This window comes from Pseudomonas sp. PI1 (genome assembly GCF_000812405.1).
GTDB lineage: Bacteria > Pseudomonadota > Gammaproteobacteria > Pseudomonadales > Pseudomonadaceae > Pseudomonas > Pseudomonas citronellolis.
Window position 1 is genome coordinate 145,964 of sequence record NZ_JWMC01000074.1, and the last position, 20,376, is coordinate 166,339.

Annotated in this window: 9 protein-coding genes and 2 pseudogenes; 7 read left to right on the forward strand and 4 right to left on the reverse strand. The window is 52.6% G+C overall.

Annotated elements, in window-relative coordinates; genetic code table 11:
• Positions 1 to 303: 303 nt before the first annotated feature.
• From RN02_RS23775 to RN02_RS31770, 3 genes are read right to left on the reverse strand one after another with little or no spacing between them, the layout of a single operon-like run.
• A complete protein-coding gene (locus RN02_RS23775) occupies positions 304 to 2,328 on the reverse strand; it encodes a DUF3732 domain-containing protein (protein ID WP_043317329.1) in 2,025 nt (674 codons plus the stop codon).
• Positions 2,325 to 2,789, reverse strand: coding sequence for a three component ABC system middle component (locus RN02_RS34355; RefSeq protein ID WP_052267817.1), 465 nt, complete (start codon positions 2,787 to 2,789; stop codon positions 2,325 to 2,327). The genes RN02_RS23775 and RN02_RS34355 overlap by 4 nt, the downstream gene beginning before the upstream one ends.
• Complete coding sequence (locus RN02_RS31770; RefSeq protein WP_052267819.1) at positions 2,789 to 3,940, reverse strand: hypothetical protein; 1,152 nt, start codon at positions 3,938 to 3,940, stop codon at positions 2,789 to 2,791. Before RN02_RS31770 ends, RN02_RS34355 begins: the two co-directional genes overlap by 1 nt.
• A 735-nt stretch (positions 3,941 to 4,675) precedes the next feature.
• Between RN02_RS31770 and RN02_RS23780 the strand changes: the two genes are divergently transcribed.
• From RN02_RS23780 to RN02_RS34360, 7 genes and pseudogenes are all read left to right on the forward strand, one after another.
• Positions 4,676 to 5,905 carry a Druantia anti-phage system protein DruA gene (locus RN02_RS23780; protein WP_043317331.1) on the forward strand — a complete coding sequence of 410 codons (1,230 nt, stop codon included), beginning with the start codon at positions 4,676 to 4,678 and terminating at the stop codon, positions 5,903 to 5,905.
• A gap of 18 nt (positions 5,906 to 5,923) precedes the next feature.
• Positions 5,924 to 6,058 (forward strand): annotated as a pseudogene (locus tag RN02_RS34765) (hypothetical protein); the annotation flags it as partial.
• Positions 6,059 to 7,414: 1,356 nt separating this feature from the next.
• Positions 7,415 to 7,594, forward strand: a complete 180-nt coding sequence (locus tag RN02_RS33470) for a hypothetical protein (protein ID WP_135499837.1) — start codon at positions 7,415 to 7,417, stop codon at positions 7,592 to 7,594.
• Positions 7,591 to 9,468, forward strand: coding sequence for a hypothetical protein (locus tag RN02_RS33475; protein ID WP_043317336.1), 1,878 nt, complete (start codon positions 7,591 to 7,593; stop codon positions 9,466 to 9,468). Before RN02_RS33470 ends, RN02_RS33475 begins: the two co-directional genes overlap by 4 nt.
• Positions 9,469 to 10,539: 1,071 nt before the next feature.
• The gene (locus RN02_RS23800; protein WP_043317340.1) at positions 10,540 to 16,074 is read left to right on the forward strand and encodes a DEAD/DEAH box helicase; all 5,535 of its coding nucleotides are present in this window, start codon (positions 10,540 to 10,542) and stop codon (positions 16,072 to 16,074) included.
• A 193-nt stretch (positions 16,075 to 16,267) separates the two neighbouring features.
• Complete coding sequence (locus RN02_RS32745) at positions 16,268 to 18,205, forward strand: AAA family ATPase (RefSeq protein ID WP_082033876.1); 1,938 nt, start codon at positions 16,268 to 16,270, stop codon at positions 18,203 to 18,205.
• Between the two features lie 418 nt (positions 18,206 to 18,623).
• A pseudogene (locus tag RN02_RS34360) lies at positions 18,624 to 18,849 on the forward strand (IS5/IS1182 family transposase); the annotation flags it as partial.
• A gap of 114 nt (positions 18,850 to 18,963) precedes the next feature.
• On the opposite strand, the gene RN02_RS23805 reads toward RN02_RS34360, so the two are convergent.
• The gene (locus tag RN02_RS23805; protein WP_043317342.1) at positions 18,964 to 20,361 is read right to left on the reverse strand and encodes a tyrosine-type recombinase/integrase; all 1,398 of its coding nucleotides are present in this window, start codon (positions 20,359 to 20,361) and stop codon (positions 18,964 to 18,966) included.
• Positions 20,362 to 20,376 lie beyond the last annotated feature (15 nt).

A 20,376-nucleotide genomic window follows, 5' to 3' on the forward strand; every position in this document is an offset into this window, starting at 1 on the left:
CAAGGATGTTCAGCCACTCCGGTTGAGCCCCGAAGGGGCTCGATGCATCCGGATGGGTATATGTCGATAGTCAAGAGCTGGATAGCACCTAATTAGCGACCTGCTAGTTGAGGAGTGGCCTTTGTACTTCGGGAAAATTTTGAGGGCGGTTGGTAACGGATCATGCTCATCCTCGAAGGATGAGCATGATCACCGCTGATTAGAGGCTTTGGAATATTCGAAGGTGGTAGCACGAGAAAAATCACCTTCGGTTCAATTAGGTCCTGAGTACCAAGAGTCTGATTTTGGTTGCAGCGTGGCCTATTATGAACCTGAGGGCTCTGGAGTCACTCGGTCACCAATGAATCCTGTATCCCGCCAAGTAGCCCTAACAAAGTCATGGAACTCAACGTTGTTGGCTAGCTCTAGGTCGTCTACATGATCAGTGATAATCAGTTGCGGCCGAATACCGGTGGCTTGATAAGTATTCTCGCAAAACTCTACAAACTTATTAAACATGTTGGTCACCGCGCTCATATCGTGATCTACACTATTTTCTCTTCCTGCAGTCGCGGCTAGCTCTTTCGGTTTAAAAGATTTGCCATGATCGATTGTTGAGGGGAAATATACCTGTGTAGGTTGATCGAGGAAAAGAATAGGCGGAATCTTACACCCATTCTCATGCATCAATGCGAATACGGAATGAAGCGCCAAAAATAGTGTTAAATGGGTATACAGCCAGTTTGCACCACTGCCCATGGAGCGTAAATAAACGTTACCCATATCGGGGCTTTCATGCCAGAGATCGAAGCTTTCAAGGTCGAACTTAAGATTAATTGGTTTATAGGCGGCTTCGAAATCGAATTCCGCCCCGATACGAGCCATTTCACTATCAATGAGGTAGCTCAAATCTCTCATTTTCGACTCAACTTGGTATGCGTCAAGCTGCGGTCGAAGTTCTTCGAGCTTTTCCTTTATTGTCTTCCTGGTGCCTTCGAACTCAGTTTGCGGCTTATCCAAGTAGTTCTCAATTAGAAGCTCAAGGCGATGCTTGATGCGAAGAGCTACCTCGTCAACCGTCTTCTTATTCTTGAGCTGATCTATCTGGCTAGTAATTCCCTTGATTCGCTTTTGGATCTCTGAAAGATTTTCCTTTTCTTCATCTAGCTTTTTATTAAGCTTGGTTTCTTCCTCTTTAAAACTTTCTCGCACATATGAAGATACTCTCAGCTCGCTATTCATCCAGCCGATAGCGTGCGATAGCTTATTGGCCTCCAACTCTAGAATTTCACTTGGTGCGTCACAGAATGGACAGTGAGATTCGCTTACCTCGGCGTACTCAGGTACAGGGATGGATCCAATGGTGCTTTGATAGGTTTCAGTAAAGCCAATTGATGATCGGACAGCAAAGATCTTGTCCTGAAGCTCACGCACCACTGCTGTTTGTGCTGCACGTTTATCGTCCAATAATCTTTTTTGCTCAGCATATGTGTCTGCTGCGCTATCAATTCGAACATTCGCGTCCTTGATTTTTTTCAGCGCAGATTGTGCATTTGCTACAATTTGGGCGGCCGTTAAGCTAATTAGGTCCGTCCCGCTCACGATCCTATATTCTATTAAGAGTCCTTCAACTGCATTTTGGAGTCGGATCTTTTCTTCTTGCCGCTTAGGGATCTGAGCTTCTATTTTTTTTAGCTCAAGCTTCAGCTCATTGTAGTTTTGGGCGAGCCAGAAATAATCTTGATCTACTACTCCAAGAAAAATCTTGAAATGATCAATTACTTGTTCTCGCTTTGCCTTTTCATCGAATCTGTAAAATAAAGCGTGTTTATTGGCTACTAGGTTCTGGTGTTGTAGCATGTATGAGGCAAAGCTTCGAATAGAGGGAGTTCCACTCTTCTTTACTCCATAGGTCCTGGGGCCCGTATCCTCGTCCACGTCTACCAATGTTATAGCGAAGAATCTTCCTAATTCCTTCTTAAAATCTCTCAGCGGAAAGTAACAGCTTGGCCGATAGAAGTCCTTTTTCTTCATCCCCTCGAGAATATCTTTTAGGGAAGCCTCATAGAACTCTCTGAGAAATAATCGATCACTAGTACGCTCCCTGCAAAGCACTAGCAAGCAGGCTTCCATTTCAAGGATAGTAAAGAAGATTTTTCCTCGACTGGTTATTATGCCCTTAGGAATTGTGTCATCACTGTTGCCAAGACAGAAATCAAATATTTCAATTATGGCGCTCTTCCCCATCGAGGACTTTCCAGTAATTATGTTTAGTCCGGGAAAGAACTCGACGTGATGAGCTTGGTTGTCATGATCGATAACACCAATGGCTTTCACAATGCATTTCATAACTGCGTCATCCCTAACAACTTGTATATTTGAGGTGCGTCACTATCTTCAAAGAGCCGAGCTAGATTGCGTGCAGACACCAGTTGGGGCCTGATGCCATCCGGGCAATAGATATTTTTCCTGACTGGCTGCACAGTCAACTCGTCATCAATCCGTAGATGTTCGGAGTTTATAAGGCTAAATAATGCCTGGTTAGTAGCTTGACGGAGCAAAATAATTCGCTTGTGAATGCCGGCTACACGCGACTTTTCCGAGCACATAGTTCGGAGGGAGTTGCGATCAGTAATTCGGTAAAGGTAAGCGGATGTAGGTTGATGTAGCACGAATGGCAAAACCAGATAGCTCAGAAGAATATTTCTAGGGGCTTCGTGTACATTTAAATAGAATGAATGTAGGATGGGCGCAAGAATCAATGGGCTACGATGAAGTGTATGGATATGATCTGTGGTTGTAAGATCCATTACCAAAGTCTCCAATGTAACTTATCCTCGCCTTTCTCATCCACTTCCTCTGCCAGTATATGCAAAATCCCGTTGCGAAATTCGACTGATGTGCTGTCGAAGCCTGGAAATGGATCTGCACTATCGCCACATCGTGTATCAAAGAAACTTTGGGACGCTTCGCACCAGTCTTCTTGAGCCAGTTTACTACACCGACGAACCTCGGCGCGACGTAAGCTAGCATGCCGATCCATCTGGTCTTTTTTGTAATTATCTACATCTTCCTTGTCGACGGTAAACCGTTTGAACTCATCAAGGATTGTATGGGTTGCCACTATATGATGCAGAATGGCGGTGGACACCATTGAGCCATACTCAATTTCGTGAAGCTTTTTTACGAAAATTCTTTCAGTGTAAGATGGGTCTTCAGCTATTTTAATGAGGTCACGAGAGTTGATCACTGGAAATTTTCGCGAATTGCGAGAATAGCGCGCTCGCAACGTTGCAATCTTCATGTCAAAATCTTCGTACGAAATCTTCCAACCTTTCTCTATCATTCCAGGTTCTATTAAATAACCAAGTAATGCCTGAAAATAGTCATCTCGCTTGGTTGGATCTAGGCCTATCCCAAATTTCGACTTGGCCGCATTGGCTCGATCTACCAAGCATGGTTCGTTAGATATAATGGAAATTTTTTCCAATATATCCATGAGCTGATTGCGCCTCTCGTCAGCCATCACAAATCGCTGTGCAGAAACTGTTTTCGACGGCTTCTTTTCTCCTGTTTTTTCGAGCCGTAACTCGCAGGATTCATGAACCGATTTTAGAAGAGCTATCCGCTTCGAAAGATTTAGCTCGTTCCAGTGTTTTATCTCGGAATTTACTCCAAACTTCTGAGTTGTCAGAAGTATTAGCTCTGAATAGTAATCAGCCTTAAACCTTGGCGCCAACCAGTTCTTCAGCGTATTCCAGAAGTTTATATGGCCGTCCGTTAGAGCATCGGCGAAGTCTTTCACTTCAACTTGGGATTTACCCTCGGTACTCACATCCCCGAATCGCTCCAGCCATAAACTTTGACCTTCAACAAGAGAGTGGCAGTATTCGAGTGTTACGGTCAATTGATAGGAGATCGCCTCAATTAATCTGGTAGCATCGTTCCGCTGCTTTTCCACGAGTTCCTTCCCTACCTCACCTTTCAGTAGCTACGTATCAACAGTTTTTGCGAACACTCAATATGCTGCTGACTAGAGATTATTTTCTGTATGTATATACAGGTCGTCAGGTCGAGGGTTCGGATGGCCTTGGAGATATCTGTATATTTGTACAGTTGCATCTTCTACATGTCGGATTGTAGCGTGCCATCATATCAACATCAAAAGGCTATGCCTCTGTCGCGCCTGAGGTAATGAGCTGCGGAACTGGTGATGAACTCGTCTTTCGTGATTGGAGGTGGCACTTGTCACATCCTCGATCAATGCCAGTGGTCATCTGGCTTGGTCCAGGGGAGGACGGCGAGACCTATCATTCAGCGCCTCACAGCTCTAGGAGTGAAGAGCGTCGAGTGGGCGTTACTGAGGAAGCTAGTCGAGAAGTTGTGCAGTCCATTCACGCAGCAAGCAGTTGCGGAACTGGCGGTGACGGTGCCTACTATCTGTCTGCAAAGATGCCTCGCTCTGATTCTGGCAGGCCTAGGCGGCGCGAGGCGACGGTTACGCTATATCAGCGTGTAAGACCGAAAATTCGGTCCCCGGAAATGTGCCGCCCAAACTAGGGCCGTAGGGGCTGGTCGGTCCGCAACCTGATCGCTGTCGTCGTCCTTTTGGAAGCTGTCAACCGGCGACTCTAATGGCGCATGCTTCGAGAAACGTTCAAAATGGGCAAATTTTGACTGGGATGCAAAGCAAAAAATGCCAAATGGCGATACAACAAGTATTGATGTCGACTCTCGTGAGGAGGATCTAAAGGAAAAGTTACGGGAGCACCTGCACTCTCTTGGCTTTACTAAAGCTGAAAAGGGAGTATTGCAAGCTCCGGGAAACACTAAGGAGGCGATCCGCTCTCTCCACAGTGCGCAGCGAGAGGAGAAGCTCTCAGCTAATGAGAAATTTGTCTCACTAACTGGCCGAAAACTGATGAAATTCTTTGCGTCCGGGGCGGACATTGACCCGGAAAAAATTTCACCGGTCCTTGAGCGTGTTTCATCGGGAACGCAACAAGGTGAGCTCTTTCGGCTTGCATCTTTGTTGTGGTCTGTTCCCGTTTCAAACGGGTTTGGTAGGCGTCTCCGTTACCTTGTCTGGGATGAAAATAATGGGAAGCTAATAGGGCTAATTGCCATCGGTGACCCTGTGTTTAATCTTGCTGTGCGGGATAGGTTTATTGATTGGAATATTCATGATAGAAGTGCGCGGCTCGTAAATCTAATGGACGCCTACGTGTTAGGGGCCCTCCCCCCGTACAATATTCTCCTGGGTGGTAAGCTTATAGCATGCTTATTGCGTAGTCGTGAACTTTATGATGATTTTTCCACTGTATATGGTGGTATGACAGGTATCATCTCCGGGGAGGTAAAGAAAGCTAGGCTTCTTGCGATAACGACGTCGTCGTCAATGGGGAGGTCATCAGTTTACAATCGTCTTAAGCTTGATGGAATAAAGTACTTAGAGTCTATTGGGTATACCGATGGTTGGGGGCATTTTCATATCCCCGATCAATTGTTTTCGGAGCTTCGTAGTTACTTGCGTGATATTGACCATACTTACGCGGATCAGCATGCCTTCGGGCAAGGACCAAACTGGCGTTTGCGAACTATGAAAGCAGCGTTGTCTGCGCTTGGCTTCAAACAAAATCTAATGCGGCACGGTATCCGGCGCGAGGTCTTTATATGCCAGCTGGCCAATAACGCGACAGAAATTCTGCGGACCGGAAGAGGTCAGCCCGACTTGACATCGCTCCTGTCTGCAAAGGATGTTGCCGAGCAAGCAGTGAGTCGCTGGATGATACCTCGTTCAAGGCGTAGACCTGAGTATCGAGACTGGATGCCTGGGAATCTTATTGACATGTTTGGAAATCAGGCGCGAAATCTACGTGCCCAGATAGAGGAAATAGAAAAGCATAGGAATATTGACTGGCTGTAGGGATACAGGGAGGGGAGAGTGGAGTATGCTTTCAATAAAATAACTGGCAGATTGGAGTCGGCGGCGAAAGTATCGTTTTCCTGGGTTTATATATGCCCAGTCTGTAAGGCGAGGGTTTCTCACCGCTCCGGTGTGAGAAGGAAACCTCATTTCGCCCATTGGCCTGGAATGGGATCGCCTGAGTGTGAGATGTTTGTTCCGGGCCTTCACGGGCAGTATATCCACGGACAAGCCTCTGCCACTATGGAGAAGCAGAGGATGGAGCTCCGCTTGGTGATCCCTCCAATAGGGGCCGATCGTGCTGGCTGGTCGCTCGAACTGGTGCTGCCCCCATGTCGCGAATGTCCGGCTATGCTCTCGCTGGACGTGGGGGGAAGAGTCCAGACGCTGAATATGCGTGGTATGCAGGAGCGCCGCCGTGTGACTGTTGAGCTTTCTACTGCCCCTTACTCTATAGTCGAATTCAGCGGCAAACCCGACCCTTCGTTCGTCCTCAGTGTGGATAGAGAGTGCCGAGGGTTACCCGCCGTAGGAGCTGCGGCCTTCACCGCGTCGGGCCGAAGCGAACCTCGAGGATTCCCACGAACACAGGAGCTAAGAGCTTCGGAAGCCTTTGCTCTGCTGTGGAGGGAGCCTGCTAAGCCAGATTTTCCCGATGAGTTAGTGATCGATAGATTTCCTGGGCGACAAGGATGGAATCTAGCTCTAGCCACATTTCCTGATGAATTATCCCCAAGATGCGCCGATTGGTTGCATTCATTCACAGGGCTGCCAATTGCACCGCCCGTGCCCGCAATCACCGCTGTTTGGCCATTCTTTACTAGGAACGCAAGTGTCAATGTGGTTGAGAGTGTCAGGACAAGCGTACTCTTGCTAGCAGCGAAGATGATGCCGTTGGAACAGTCGGATCAAGGTCCGACAATGCAAGTCCAAAGTGGGTCCTCAAAGTATTCCGTTCTAGGAAAGGAGCGATCGCCAGCGTTTTTTGCCCTTAAGACTGACGGCGCGCAGACTGTAAAAGTTTCAGATGCGAACAATCCAGGGATTGAAGAGTTCGTATCCTTCACCCTTAATCCAGTGCGCTCTCAGTGGCTCCCCTCTGTCGAACTGGCGTTCACGACACCAATGGGAGTTCACCATGTTGTTCCTCTGCATCAACGCAGGTGTACAGATATGGTGGCTGAGGCCCGGACACATGGGAGGGGGCCAGACTATCTATCGATGCCTCCTGGCGCGACGGGAGTTCTCCGCATAGATGGACCAATTGGGCGATTTGTGACAGCGCTTTCCTCTGGGAGTGACTCTTCTCCTCATAGCCGTCATATGCGTCTCCCACCGCCTGACGTACTGACGAAGATAACTTCCGCCTTGGCCGACCCTGCATGTCACGTAGAGATTGAATTCGGTGGTTTTGGGCGATTGCGCGTCGCCGGCACTTGGACATGTTCTTCAGTAGGACTCCGTAGTAAGGAACTCACTCCGGCCCTGCGATCGAGGTTGCTTAGTTTCATGTTCCAGTTGCAAATTGCTTCGCCAACAACAGTGTGTTCTGACGACAACTCGCTAGTTGGAGTCTTCGCTGCTGTGAGGCCCGAAGCGTCGCTCATCCCGCATTATCGTTCGCTGGTAAAGGAGATCCTTGCCTGCGGCTTTGAAATTAAACGTTTGGGAGAAGGTGCCTCATCATGAGTTACCAATACAGCCAGGAGGCAAAACAGCGAATTTCTGCATTGGGACAAACCGTGGTCGCCGAATTCATTGAGGAAATTCCTCATGGATTGCGCAAGACAATCTATAACCGTTTGCCGCGCATTCAAGGATTCAGACCAGGCACACCTCCCGAGTTCAAGGAGAGACAGAAACGTCTAATAGGACATCTGATCCATCCGCAAACAAGCCTCAAAGATGCATTTGACTGGAGTATCTTCACCCAGCTTTGGGAGGCTTGGGGTATGGGCCGGCTGGGAGGTTCCATTCCACAAGGCGACAACTCCGAGCTTACTTCCGACGCCGGTCCTTCCTTCTTGAGGGAGCTCGCTGAGCGTTTTCCGCGTGCCGCTAAAGAGGACGTAGAGCGATTATTCATTTTCAGTTGTTTTCCAGACCATCCTGATGTCGCAATAGCACTTGCTTGTTTCCGCTCGGCTTCAACTCTGGCACGCGATCAGATGATCGACGGCCTGCCGACCCGTATTGAAGACATGGAGCAACGCTTTGCAGTTGCTGAGGTTGCTGCTGCGGATCAGGCCAACCGCATTGGGCAACTTGAAGTCACAGCGGCTTCTCTTGTCAGAGGTATTGAGGACTTCGCCAAGAACGTTAGTCAGAGTTCCAATGCAGTGTCCGACTTGCGGATGTCACTGGATGCGGAATTCGCACGTTCCGAAAAGACTGAAAAAGTTATTGATTCGCTAAGCGTTGCCGCTAAGCAGAACGCTGACGCTATCGCCGCCGTCAGCATCAAAGCCGATGTCCTTGAGGAAGGCGTGCGGGCGCTTGTGGTCCGTGGAGAGAGGTGGGATGAGGTCGCAACTGACATAGCAGCGCTGAGGGTGGCTGTCGAAAGTCTTTCAGCAGGCGAAGCTGATCAGGCAGAGACGGCTGAGACCGTTGGCATACTTTTGGGAAGAGTCGCTGCCCTTGAAAGCATCTTGGTGGGAAGTGGTGCGGAGTCAGGAACAAAGCAACGGGTTAGATTGCTTGAGAACAAGCCGGAGGGAGCGTTTGTCGCCATTCTTTCTATCCAAAACGCCTGTGACCTAGTCGCTTCGAATCTTCAGGCGACCGGCGTTGCGAGAGGGGCAACAATCGCCGCTGCTCGCCAGATAGTTGCAGCTCTTGCCGCAGGCCAAATGGTGCAGTTCTCTGGGTCGCTCGCTGACTTGGTGGCTGACTCTGTGGCCGCAGCTATCGGCGGGCCGATTTTCCATGAATGGCGAGTGCCGGTCGGACTTATATCTGATGAGGCTGCGTCCGACTGTGTCGAGATTGTTGCAGGCTCGTCAGGTTGCCTGCTTCTGAAGGGGGCGAACCTCTCAGCTTTTGAGGTCTACGGTGCTGCTGTTCGAGATATTGTCGTACGACGGCAGTTCACCGGGTCTAGCTACGGAGGCTTTGCTCTAATCGCCTCTTGGGCGCAGGGCCCGGCCGCGTTCCCTGATGGAGGCACGCTTGCTGAACTGGGGCCCGTATTCGATACGGATGCTCTTCCGATGCGCGGAATTTCCGCCAAGCTACCCCAGTTGAAGTACGGCCGACTCGCGAAAGAAGCCTGGCCACAGGTCGATGGCCTTGAAACTAGCGAGACGACTCCAGTTACGAGCCAGTTGGGTGAGCTTCTGAAGGAAGCAGGCTTTGAAGGCGGCAGTTTATGGCGGCGCGTGTCTAGCCGTGCATACGCGGCTCTCAGGGCGATACCAGGCGGAAAAGCGGAGGATGATCTCAATTCGCTGCTTGTCTCATGGGCCGCTCCATGGGCTAGAGCCAACGGAGGTCCTGTTAAGGAGATCATTCAAATCGCTGAACGCGAGTTGGCCAACGGGCGAGCAGACATGACAGTTTGAGGGCGTGGCGATGGAGTGGCAGGCGGTTTCCTTAGAGGGCGCGCGTAGGGGCGTCGCGGCGGGGATAGGCTGTAGGCGAGGAGGGGAATGCCTTCGGATATCCGCAGTGTCGGAATGCTTGCGAGCGGTATCGCATCTTTGCTCCGCCCCTAAAGGTAGTCAGGGAGAGTGGGAGCCTGCTGCCTCGGTTCGTCTCTCCGGTATGGTACGACGTAAGTTGGTTTCGTTGTGGCCAGATCTTGCTGCCGATGGAGTGGATACTCAACCTGGAGTAATAGGAATACTTAATAGTCTTGCCGATCTGGGAGACATGGTCAGACTCGAGGGCGGCAGGTGGCTTGCGGCGCCAGCTCACACTGTTCGAGCAGGAGACGGGTTAGCTGTGCTGCTAGGTGGGGGGCCAAAGGAAATACTCCCACAAGCGGTGAGGGCATCGGCAAAGACTGAGGGTAGGGTTCGGCTGGTGGAGACCGCTGCTTGCGAAGGCTGGGCAGATATGTGGGAGGCAGAAGAATGGATCGGAGCCCCCGCCGAAGGGCTTGAAGCATGGTCAGCGCGGCTGCTGGCTGAGGCTACGACTCGACTGACGGACGCTCCTGACGACATGGGTGAGGTCTCCGTTTACTTGACGCGTGAATGGGTCAGACTTACGGATCTGCCGGCCGGCGAGGGACCGATTTTACTCTGCAGAGTGCGCAGTTCGGGAGCGGCCGGGCCGATGTTTTCCTATTTCATTGGTGAATTTGTAAGGAGTCGCCTGCGGAGGCTTAGTGGCATAGATTCCCAGGATGCCAGACGCTTTCGCTTTCATCTGGATGCACGGGCAGGGCGCTCTATCCGCATCGTCGCTTCAGTGTCTCAGGGCTCGGTGAAACTCAGACTAGGGCGCCGCTTGCCAGAGCGTGAGGCAAGGGTACTCCTGCTTGGCTGGCAGGTCCCCGCGCCTGATGGGGGACATCCTGGTGTAACGCATCACATGTTTCCCGTAGAGACTTTACCGATCTTGCGTAAGGCATTTGAGGGGCTTCGGATCGTACTGGACGAGCGTTTGGGCGCAGGGAGAGAAAACTGATGACCGTTATGTCGAAAACTGTCGAAGCAACAGGCGTCCATGAGGCAGCGAGGAGTCTGGCAGAGAGTCTCAGGCAATACATTGAGGCTCAATATCACATCCGTGATGAGGGGCTTATTAAAGAGCGCCATGCGCTTCTTCGAAGGGATGCAACCGTCGCCCAAGTCCCTTATGTGGAAGCCACTCCAGTCTATAAGGTGGGTGATCCCTACGACAGCCTGCCGATCCCTAATGCTGCCGTCGACGCACTGACCCAACTGGCGGGGATGGGCGTCGGCCTTTACCCCCATCCCTACGAGCACCAGTCGGAAGCACTCGTGTCTTTCCTCGGCAATGAAGCAGCCGACCTAGTAGTGGCTACTGGTACCGGTTCTGGTAAGACCGAAAGCTTCCTTATGCCTGTTATTGGTAAGTTGGCAATCGAAGGGGAAGAAAGGCCAGCGTCTGCTGAGCTTCCAGGCTGCAGGGCGATGTTGTTGTATCCGATGAATGCCTTGGTCAATGACCAGCTTGCACGTATCCGGCGAATGCTCGGCAACCCCGAGGCTGCAAAGGTCCTCTCAAAGGGACGAGCGAGGCCCATACGTTTCGGCAGCTATACGGGACGCACCCCCTATCCAGGACGCCGATCCTCCGTGCGGGATGAACGATTTATCAAACCTCTTTTCGAAGAGTTTTATCGCAAGGTCGCAGAGAAATCGGCAGTCCGGATGGAGCTGGAGCGCATCGGCCGCTGGCCCAGTAAAGATCTGGATGCCTTCTATGGGCGAGAGCTGGCTCAGACCAAAACCTACGTGTCGGGTAAGAAGGCTGGCAAGCAATATATTGCCAATAACTGGGGCCATCGGCTTGTTACGCAGCCCGGTGACCGTGAGCTCATGACCCGGAACGAGATGCAGCAGCGCTGCCCGGAACTGCTCATCACCAACTACTCCATGCTTGAATATATGCTCATGCGCCCCATCGAGCGGGGCATTTTCGAGCAGACTAGGGATTGGCTCAAAGCTGATCCCCGGAACGAATTCATCCTCGTTCTCGACGAGGCGCATATGTACAGGGGGGCTGGTGGCGCCGAGGTCGCTCTTCTCATCCGGCGCCTCTGCGCCCGCCTGGAGATACCCCGTGAACGCATGCGTTGCATTCTAACCAGCGCGAGCCTTGGTTCAGGCCCGACTGCAGTCGAGGACGGTGAGCGCTTCGCCCGGGATCTAACTGGCTTGCCAGACGGTTCCTCTCGACGCATCAGAGTGATCCAAGGAACCCCTGAGCCGCGTTCTCTCCCTCGTCCCGCCACGCGCGAAGAGGCCGAGGCGTTGGCGGAATTCGATCTTGGGGCCTTTCAGAATGCCGCCAACGACCTCGGCGCCGCACAGATGGCCGCGATGGAACTCGCCGCACGTCTGAACTGGCAGGTGCCAACCGCAGGGGATCATGCATCATTCCGTGACTGGCTCTTCGAGAATATGACCGACTTCGGTCCCCTTGAGACACTGATCGCGACGGTGTCGGGCAAGGCGGTTAGGCTCGACACTCTCAGCGAGGCGCTCTTCGGCGAATCTCCACCTGACACCGCAGCGCGGGCGGCTGACGCCTTGCTTGCTTTGGGTAGTTATGCCCGGCGGCGCTCAGATGGTCGCGTATTGATACCGACCCGCTTGCATCTTTTCCATAGAGGGCTGCCTGGGCTTCACGCTTGTGTGGACCCTGAATGTTCGCAAAGACTCGGCGGCCACGCCGGCCCCACTATCCTAGGGCGCCTTCATACGAAGCCGTTGGACCGGTGCTATTGCACGTCGAAGGGAAGGGTCTACGAATTGCTCACCCACCGCGATTGCGGTGCCGCTTTCGTCCGCGGCTACGTGAGTTCCGATATGGATTTTGTATGGCATCAGCCGAGTGGCCCATTGTCCGAAGGCGGTACTATCGAACTCATTCCGATTGAGATATTGGTCGAGGAGAACGTTCATCCACGCAGCCGCCACAAAGACATGTGGCTTCACGTTCCAACCGGAAAACTCTTCCCAATCTGCCCCTCTGATACCTCGGGCTACCGCAAGGTAAAAGTACCCGACAAGGTCGCCGCAGGCCAGGTCGAGATCGCCTTCGACGAATGCCCTGTATGCATGCGCAGGACCCGAAGCTCTAAGAGCGAGCCCTCCAAGGTGATGGACCATGTGACGAAGGGCGAGGCTCCATTCACTGCGTTGGTCCGCACGCAGATGGCTCGCCAGCCGGCAAGTCGCACTATCGATGCAAAGCATCCCAATGGCGGTCGAAAGGTACTCATCTTCTCCGACGGCCGCCAGAAGGCTGCCCGGTTGGCCCGCGACATCCCCCGCGACATCGAACTCGACGTGTTCCGACAGGCAGTTGCGCTCGCATGCGCGCGACTGGAGGCAATTTCCCAGGAGCCGCGACCTAACCGTAATTTCTATCTCGCTTTCTTATCCATCCTCTCTGAGCATGACCTTCTCATTTTTGATGGGCAGGATGCGAAGAAGATCGCTGCCGCTCGTGCCGAATTCGAGCGCGACTGTGAGGGAGACCTGAGGCAAGCTCTCGACGATGATTTCGAACCATCGGAAACGCCACCCGCACGGTATCGGATAGCGCTGCTGAAGCTTTTTTGCAGCAACTACTACTCGCTGTCGGGAACAACCGTCGGCTTCGTCGAGCCCGCACGAGCAAAACTCAGGAAGCTCAAAGACGATATCAAGGCGGCAGGGATCGCTCTTGGGGACGAGGACGTCCGGGCACTCGCAGTTGCCTGGATAGATGCACTGCTCAGGGAGTTCGCATTCGACCCGTCGCTGGACTCGGTACTCCGCTGTAAGGCGGCCGGTTACTTCAAGCCGGATTGGGGAAGCAAAGGGCAGTTCGACCGGGCCTTCGCGGAGGCCCTTGCCCGTCGCCCCGGTTGGGGGAAGCTCGCCGTCGAGGCTATCGAGGCAGCGTTCCGCAGCCAGTTGGCGTCCGAGAAAGACAAAGTCTGGTTCCTTACTCCGAACACACTCCGCCTACGAGTCGACCTTTCCCACGTTTGGGCTCAGTGTCCAGATTGCACAGCCCTCATGCCTCTCGCTTTAGGTGGGACGATCTGCCTCGCTTGCGGAGGCGAAGGAGTCAGACTAGTTGATCCCCTGGTGAGCAATTACGTGGCCGCCCGTAAGGGCTTCTGGCGCCTGCCGGTGCAAGAAGCTCTCGCTTCTGGCGCTCGGCTCTCCAACTTGAGCGTCGAAGAGCACACAGCCCAACTCTCAAATCGGGACCGCAGCAGCGTCCACGCTACCACCGAGCTTTATGAGCTTAGATTTCAAGACGTCCTTATCGAGGATTCCGACAGGCCGATTGACGTGCTCAGTTGTACCACCACCATGGAAGTTGGCGTCGACATCGGTTCTCTGGTCGCGGTAGCACTGAGGAACGTTCCCCCCCAACGTGAGAATTACCAGCAACGTGCCGGTCGTGCTGGCCGTCGCGGTGCTTCGGTCTCGACTGTCGTGACGTATTCCCAGACCGGGCCTCACGACAGCCACTATTTCCTGAACCCCGAGCACATCGTGGCTGGGTCGCCGCGTACACCCGAGGTTAAGGTGGATAACCCCAAGATCGCTCGACGTCACGTGCACGCTTATTTGGTCCAGACCTTCTTTCACGAACTTATGGGGCAAAGGGGCTATGGTCCTGATGAAAAAACGTCAATGCTTGAAAAGTCGCTCGGGCCGACACGACAGTTTTTCCATGGGGCACGGGACACTGGTCTAAACCTAGAAGGATTTGGCGATTGGGTGTCACATCGCGTCCTAGCCGCCGAGGGTGATCTGAGGGCATCTATCGCAGCATGGCTTCCACCGTCCCTAGATACCGGCGGTCGACCGATCGAGGAGTGGCTCGCGGAGGTGGCAGAGGAGCTCCTGACGACTTTGCGTCGGCTCAGCGCAGATGTTCCATCACCTGCTGTTTCGGAGGACGACGGAGAGAATAAGGAAGTTGAGGACAACGAAAACGCGGGACCGAATCTAGAGCAGGAAGAACTCCTGGAGTTTCTTTTCTTCCATGGCCTCCTACCGAGCTACGCGTTTCCCACAAGCCTCTGCAGTTTCTTGGTGGAAAAGCGCGAGAAGAATCTCAAAGGCATTTGGGAAGTTCGCACGGTTCAGCGGCCACAGCAGTCGATTTCTCAGGCATTAAGCGAGTATGCCCCCGGGCGGCTGATCGTTATCGATAAGAAGACTTACCGTTCCGGAGGCGTGTTCGCTGACCTTCCAACTGGGGAGGTGAGTCGGGCCAGACCGCTTTTCGCAACTGCGAAAAAGCTCGTCCATTGCGAAGCATGCTCCTTTGTACGTGATCCCCATACGGCCCAGGGAAATGATAGTACTTGTCCTGTTTGTGGCGGAGCGTTGAAAGAGGAGACGATGATTCAGCCAGAAGTCTTTGGTCCCGAATGCGCCAAAGAACTTCCCGAGGACGACCGCGAGCAAGATATCACGTTCGCAACGATGGCGCAGTTCCCGCAGCCCGTTGATCCGGAGGTATTCACCTTTAGGCCGTGTGGGCCAAATGCTAGTTTCACTCACGCGACCGACCGCAGGCTAGTAACCGTCAACCGAGGCAAAGAGGGTGGTCAGGCCAACGGGTTCTCGGTATGCGTCGAATGCGGAGCTGCCTCCGTCTTCGACCAGTTCTCGCCGGCTGGTGGGCCTCACGAACGCCCCTACCGCTACCTCGGCCCGCAGGGGACTCCACAGCTATGCTCTGGTGAGTTCCGACGTGTGCTTCTTGGTCATGACTTCACAACTGATTTATTGCTGGTAAGGCTGAAAGTCGCCGCTCCGCTAGTGACCGACACCAGTGACATAGTGACACTACGAATGCTGGAGGATGCGCTTCACACGATCGCAGAAGCCCTCCGGCTCGCTGCGAGCCGCCATAGGCAATTGGACCTTGATCCTGCTGAGTTTGGTTCCGGTTTCCGTGTTGTCCCCGTTCTTCAAAACGAGGCTCGGATGTTGGACATATTCCTATACGATACACTCTCGGGGGGCGCAGGTTATGCTGAAGTGGCGGCGAGAAATCTTCCAGAGATCTTGGTGGATACTCTTATTCTGTTGGAGAGTTGCACCTGCGACACTTCATGCACTGAATGCCTAGACCACTTCCACAACCAGCACATCCAAGATCGACTCGACAGGAAGCTCGGCGCGGCGCTTTTACGCTACGGAATATTCGGTGAGGAGCCGCGTTGCTCCCCTCCAAATGTACAGGAGGTCACTCTGTCCCAGTTGTGCGCCAGTCTTGAGTTGGACGGCTTCCGGTGCTTGCCAGGTGGTATGCCTGAAGCCCCCATGCTTGTAGAGCATGGAGGGCATCGAATGGCCTTGGGGTCCTTCCCTGGACTAATCGGTCGGCCGGAATTCGTTCATGCGGTCAATAACGCACAGAATGTCCATGGCTACTTAGCATTGAACGAGTACCTGCTCAGATCCAACCTGCCGGATGCCCATCAGCGGGTTCGGAGCTTTTTCCGTTAGTCACCGGAGTCCGTGTCTTTGGGATATGTTCTAGGGACACGTCATCTGAACGGCGAGCCAGGCCATTTACCTCGATTTAGTTAGTGAGCGACTCAATTGAATCAAGGGGTTTCAGGTAGGGTCGGGGAGTTATGCGAAACAAAATGGTATATCGCCAGTTGCGCCGTCCATTTATAGTCATGTGGCATAGAAGATGATCAGAATACATGGGGAAAACGACAATTCGCCGGAGTATCAGGCTGCTGAGAGGCTAGCAGGTCTCGCAGCTGCGTATATTTCCGGGCTTGATGAAGATAGTCAGGTTGTTCTTGAGATTTTTCCTTCGGCTAAATGCTTTGGGCAAAAGGTCCAGGATATTGATTTGCTCGTTTTCTTTGCCAATTATCGCAAAGAAGAAATCCGGTCAGAAAAAACCAATACACTAATCCATTCATTCTGTGCTTCGTTTGAAGTAAAGGGGCATTCGCCGAGCTTGGTTCGCTTTGAGGGGAATAGGTGTTTTGTTAAATATAATGATAGTGATCATGATGTCACTACGCAAAGTGATGGGCAGAAATACTCTATAAAAAAGTACATTGAGAAAAATAGCCTGAGCAAAAGCTCTCCTTGGATTACAAACTTTATTTGGCTCGAGCGAGTTCAATGCTCGCTTATTCCGAAGTCGCAGAACAACATCCTTGGATCAGATGTGACTTGGGGGCTCTTGTTGGAAAAGGTAGCCTTATTATCGAGTCGGCCAGGTTGTAACGAGGTGTGTTGCTTTTCCGTGCGCGCATACATGGCTAACACTTTGGCAGTTTTTTCAAACGTGCTGGTCCCATCTAAAATCGACAGAAAGCGGCTTGAGGCGATCACAAGGTCTGTTCTGGATCGAACGCAGCAACAGTACGCCGAGAAGCTGGGAAGGCAACTTCTAATATTTAGAGGGCGCGGGGGGACGGGAAAGACAGTACGCCTTATTCGCATGGCATATCAAGCATATGACGAGTTTGGTTTGCGTGTTGTACTGCTTACCTATAATAAGGCTTTAGTCGCAGATCTGCGTAGACTTCTGACCTTGCTCGGAGCTAAGGATTCGGTCGGGGTGGGAAGTATCTCGATCAAGACTATTCATAGCTTCATGCGCGAATGGCTGCTGGCTTTGGGTTTTATCTCGAAGCAGGAGCCCGATTTCCTTGAAGCATATGAAGAGTATAAAAAAACTGCGCTTGAGTACTTGTTGGCCGGTGCTGTGACACAAGAAGAAGTCGAGAGGTCGAGATCTACCCGCAGTAGGTCATTGACATGGGACCTGTTGCTCATCGATGAATCGCAAGATTGGCCTGCTACTGAGCGAGATCTAATCTATCAGCTATACGGGCCAAAGAAGGTAATCATTGCCGACGGGGTTGACCAGTTCGTACGAGGTGTGGAAAAAATCGATTGGCGAGCAAATATAGGAGTGTGCGAAAGTCAGATTGTTCCGCTAAGAAAAAGTCTGCGACTCAAGTCCAGCCTTTGCCAGACAGTAGGCCACTTCGCAAAGGAAATTGACTACGCGAATTGGAACCTCGAACCTCTGCCTGAATCACACGGCGGGAAAGTCATCGTAGTTGTTGGTGATCCATTCTCCAAGAAATTTCATTCTAAACTAGTGGCAACTGCTAGAGATGATGGGAATAAGCCGATTGACATCCTGTTTTGTGTTCCACCTGGATGGGTGGAAACATCCGCCGATGGGCAAAGGCGCTCGAAGGTTGGAAAACAGTTTGCTGAATGGGGTCTTGAGTGTTGGGACGCCGTCGATCCGGAGCAGCGAGATGAATATCCAACCAGCGTTGAGCAGTTTAGGATTGTTCAGTACGAGTCATGCCGAGGCCTTGAGGGATGGGTCGTGGTTAATTTCGCCTTAGATGAGTTTTTTTCTTACAAACAGGAGAACGCTAAAGTCAGCGAGGAGGAGAAAAACGATATATTCTACGACGAGGCAGAGGCGGCCCTGGAGTATGCGAGAAAGTGGGTAATGATTCCTCTTACAAGAGCAATAGATACACTCGTAATCCATGTCTCGGATCCTGGGTCATACATTGGAAGGGTCGCTATTGATTTGCATCGGAAGTATCCTGATAGCATTGATTATTATGAGTTTTAAGGCTTCGGTACTATCGTCTAATAGTTGGTTTTGGTGGGGCTTTATACAGTGCGAACTTTCACTGTAGAAAAACAGGTTTCGTCTTGTGCGCTTCTAGGCTCAGGTAGTGAAGTTCACTTCTGCTCGAAAGCGAGCCATGTTTAATATTTTTAAGATTAAACATGGTTGTGGGCTCTCAGGTAGAGGTTTATGTGTTGATGCTTATTTTTATAGATGACGTGAGCGTTAGATCCGGAGAAGTTCTTTGCGGTTTCGTAGCCTGGATACCATGTCGCGATATCGTGGGCAGCGATCGCAATACTTTAGAGGGCGCCCAATACCGCCTGTGACACCCCCCGCAACTGAGGCTCCTGCAGCTGCAATGCGGCCAAAGGTATATATACGAAACTTTACTCCTTGGGACTCAATTAGTCGCTCCAGAGTTGCGACGATTGAGAAAGGCCTGAAGCTGAACCGTTACTGGGGCTCGAACTGCCAAGGGTGTACATTGAAGGAATAATGCACATAGAGTGCTCAGCGGCGATTGAGTCGCATGGGAACATGAGTCGGTGCTTGACGCGATGCAGCCCCGCCTAGATCAAGCTCTGGAAATGATACGCATCCGCTGCCCGACGACGGTGGAGCATCCGTTCTGCGCGCTGAAGACTTGAATGGGCGCCGCAGCAACACCCTCACCAATACTGCAGCGTTGCGCCAACGCTGGCTGGGCGTATTGCCCGGCGACTGAGAGTGATGAGCGATCGCTCAATTAGTCTCCGCTATGGCATCGCATCTCCAGTGCTCTGGATGGCTTCGAGACGTTCGCCGAGCCGTTTCCAGGCATCTGCTTTTTCTTTGGCATAATCGTGATGCAGATAATGCCTGCGTACCTTTGAACCACCCAGCAAGTGATTTTGACAACGATCGATGATTTCCAGTGCGACACCAAGCTCTTGCATCATGGTGGCACCGGTACGGCGCAAGTCATGAGGAGTCCATTCCCCTTTGGTGCCTTTGCTTAGTACCAGTGAGTCGTCATGGTGGCGGCCAGTAAGTGGCTTGCTGCGATTCTTGAAGCGGCACTGCCGGTCACCAATTAGCTTGCTGACTGTCTTGGTGTCAACGTGGCTATTCTCATCCTTGCTGGGGAAGCAGAACGGGGTATGGCCGGTTTCTTCTTTCAGGCGCTCGAACTGCTTCAGCGCGAATGACGACAGAAATACATGGTGATCCTGGCGCTTGCCCTTGTGGCCCTTCGTAGCCTCGGCAGGGATGAACCAGGTGCCTTTCTCCAGATCCACATGACGCCATTCGGATTTGAGCAGTTCGCCGATGCGGCAGAGGGTGCTCAGGCAGATCCAGACGGCGCATTGCACGCGCGGATTGACTGGGCGGATGCCAGAGTATTTCTGGCCGGCGGGGAGGGCGTCGTAGTCGCGTTCCAGGCGGGCGAAGATATCACGCAGCTCGCGGATTTCGTCAGGAGAGAGCAGGCGATCGCGCTGTTCCTCGTAGTCGTGGTCGAGCAGCTTATTGACATCAATTAGGTCGGCTGGATTGCCGTCGGCCATCAGGGTGCGCCATGGCTTGCGTTTCTCGGCCCAGCGCAGCATCTGGCCGATGTCCTTGCTGCGAATCACTACGGTGCGATTCAGGCCGCGGGCTTTGACTGAGCGTAAGACGTTGAGCAGGTCTTTCTCGGTCAGGGTGCGCAGCGGCTTCTTGCCAATGAGTGGAAGCACGTCTTTGGTGAAACTACGGCGCAACTCGGCGTTGCCGTCCTGGCGGGACACACCGTCGCGCATCCATTCTTCGAAGAGATCGGCGACCGTCTTGTTCTCTGCAGCCTGGCGCTCGGCTTCAGCAATGGTGGCAGCGATGGCGGCCTGGGCTTCGATCTTGGCGGCCTTGCGGGCAGCGGTGGGGTCGATTCCTTTGGCGGCTATCGCTTTCACTTCGTCGCGTTCGGCGCGAATCTGCGCTAGCGATTTCTTCGGCCAACTGCCCAGGCTTTGGTCGCGCTTCATTCCATCCTGCTTGAATTCGTAGCGGAACTGCACCGTCACGCCGCGCACGCCGGCACGGACTTTGGCGACCAGTCCCCCGTCTTCGCGGAGGATCCGGCCGTCATCGGCTGTGGTGAGCGCCTCCAGTTGCTTGGCTGTCAGTTTGGCCATGTCCTACCCCTTGCC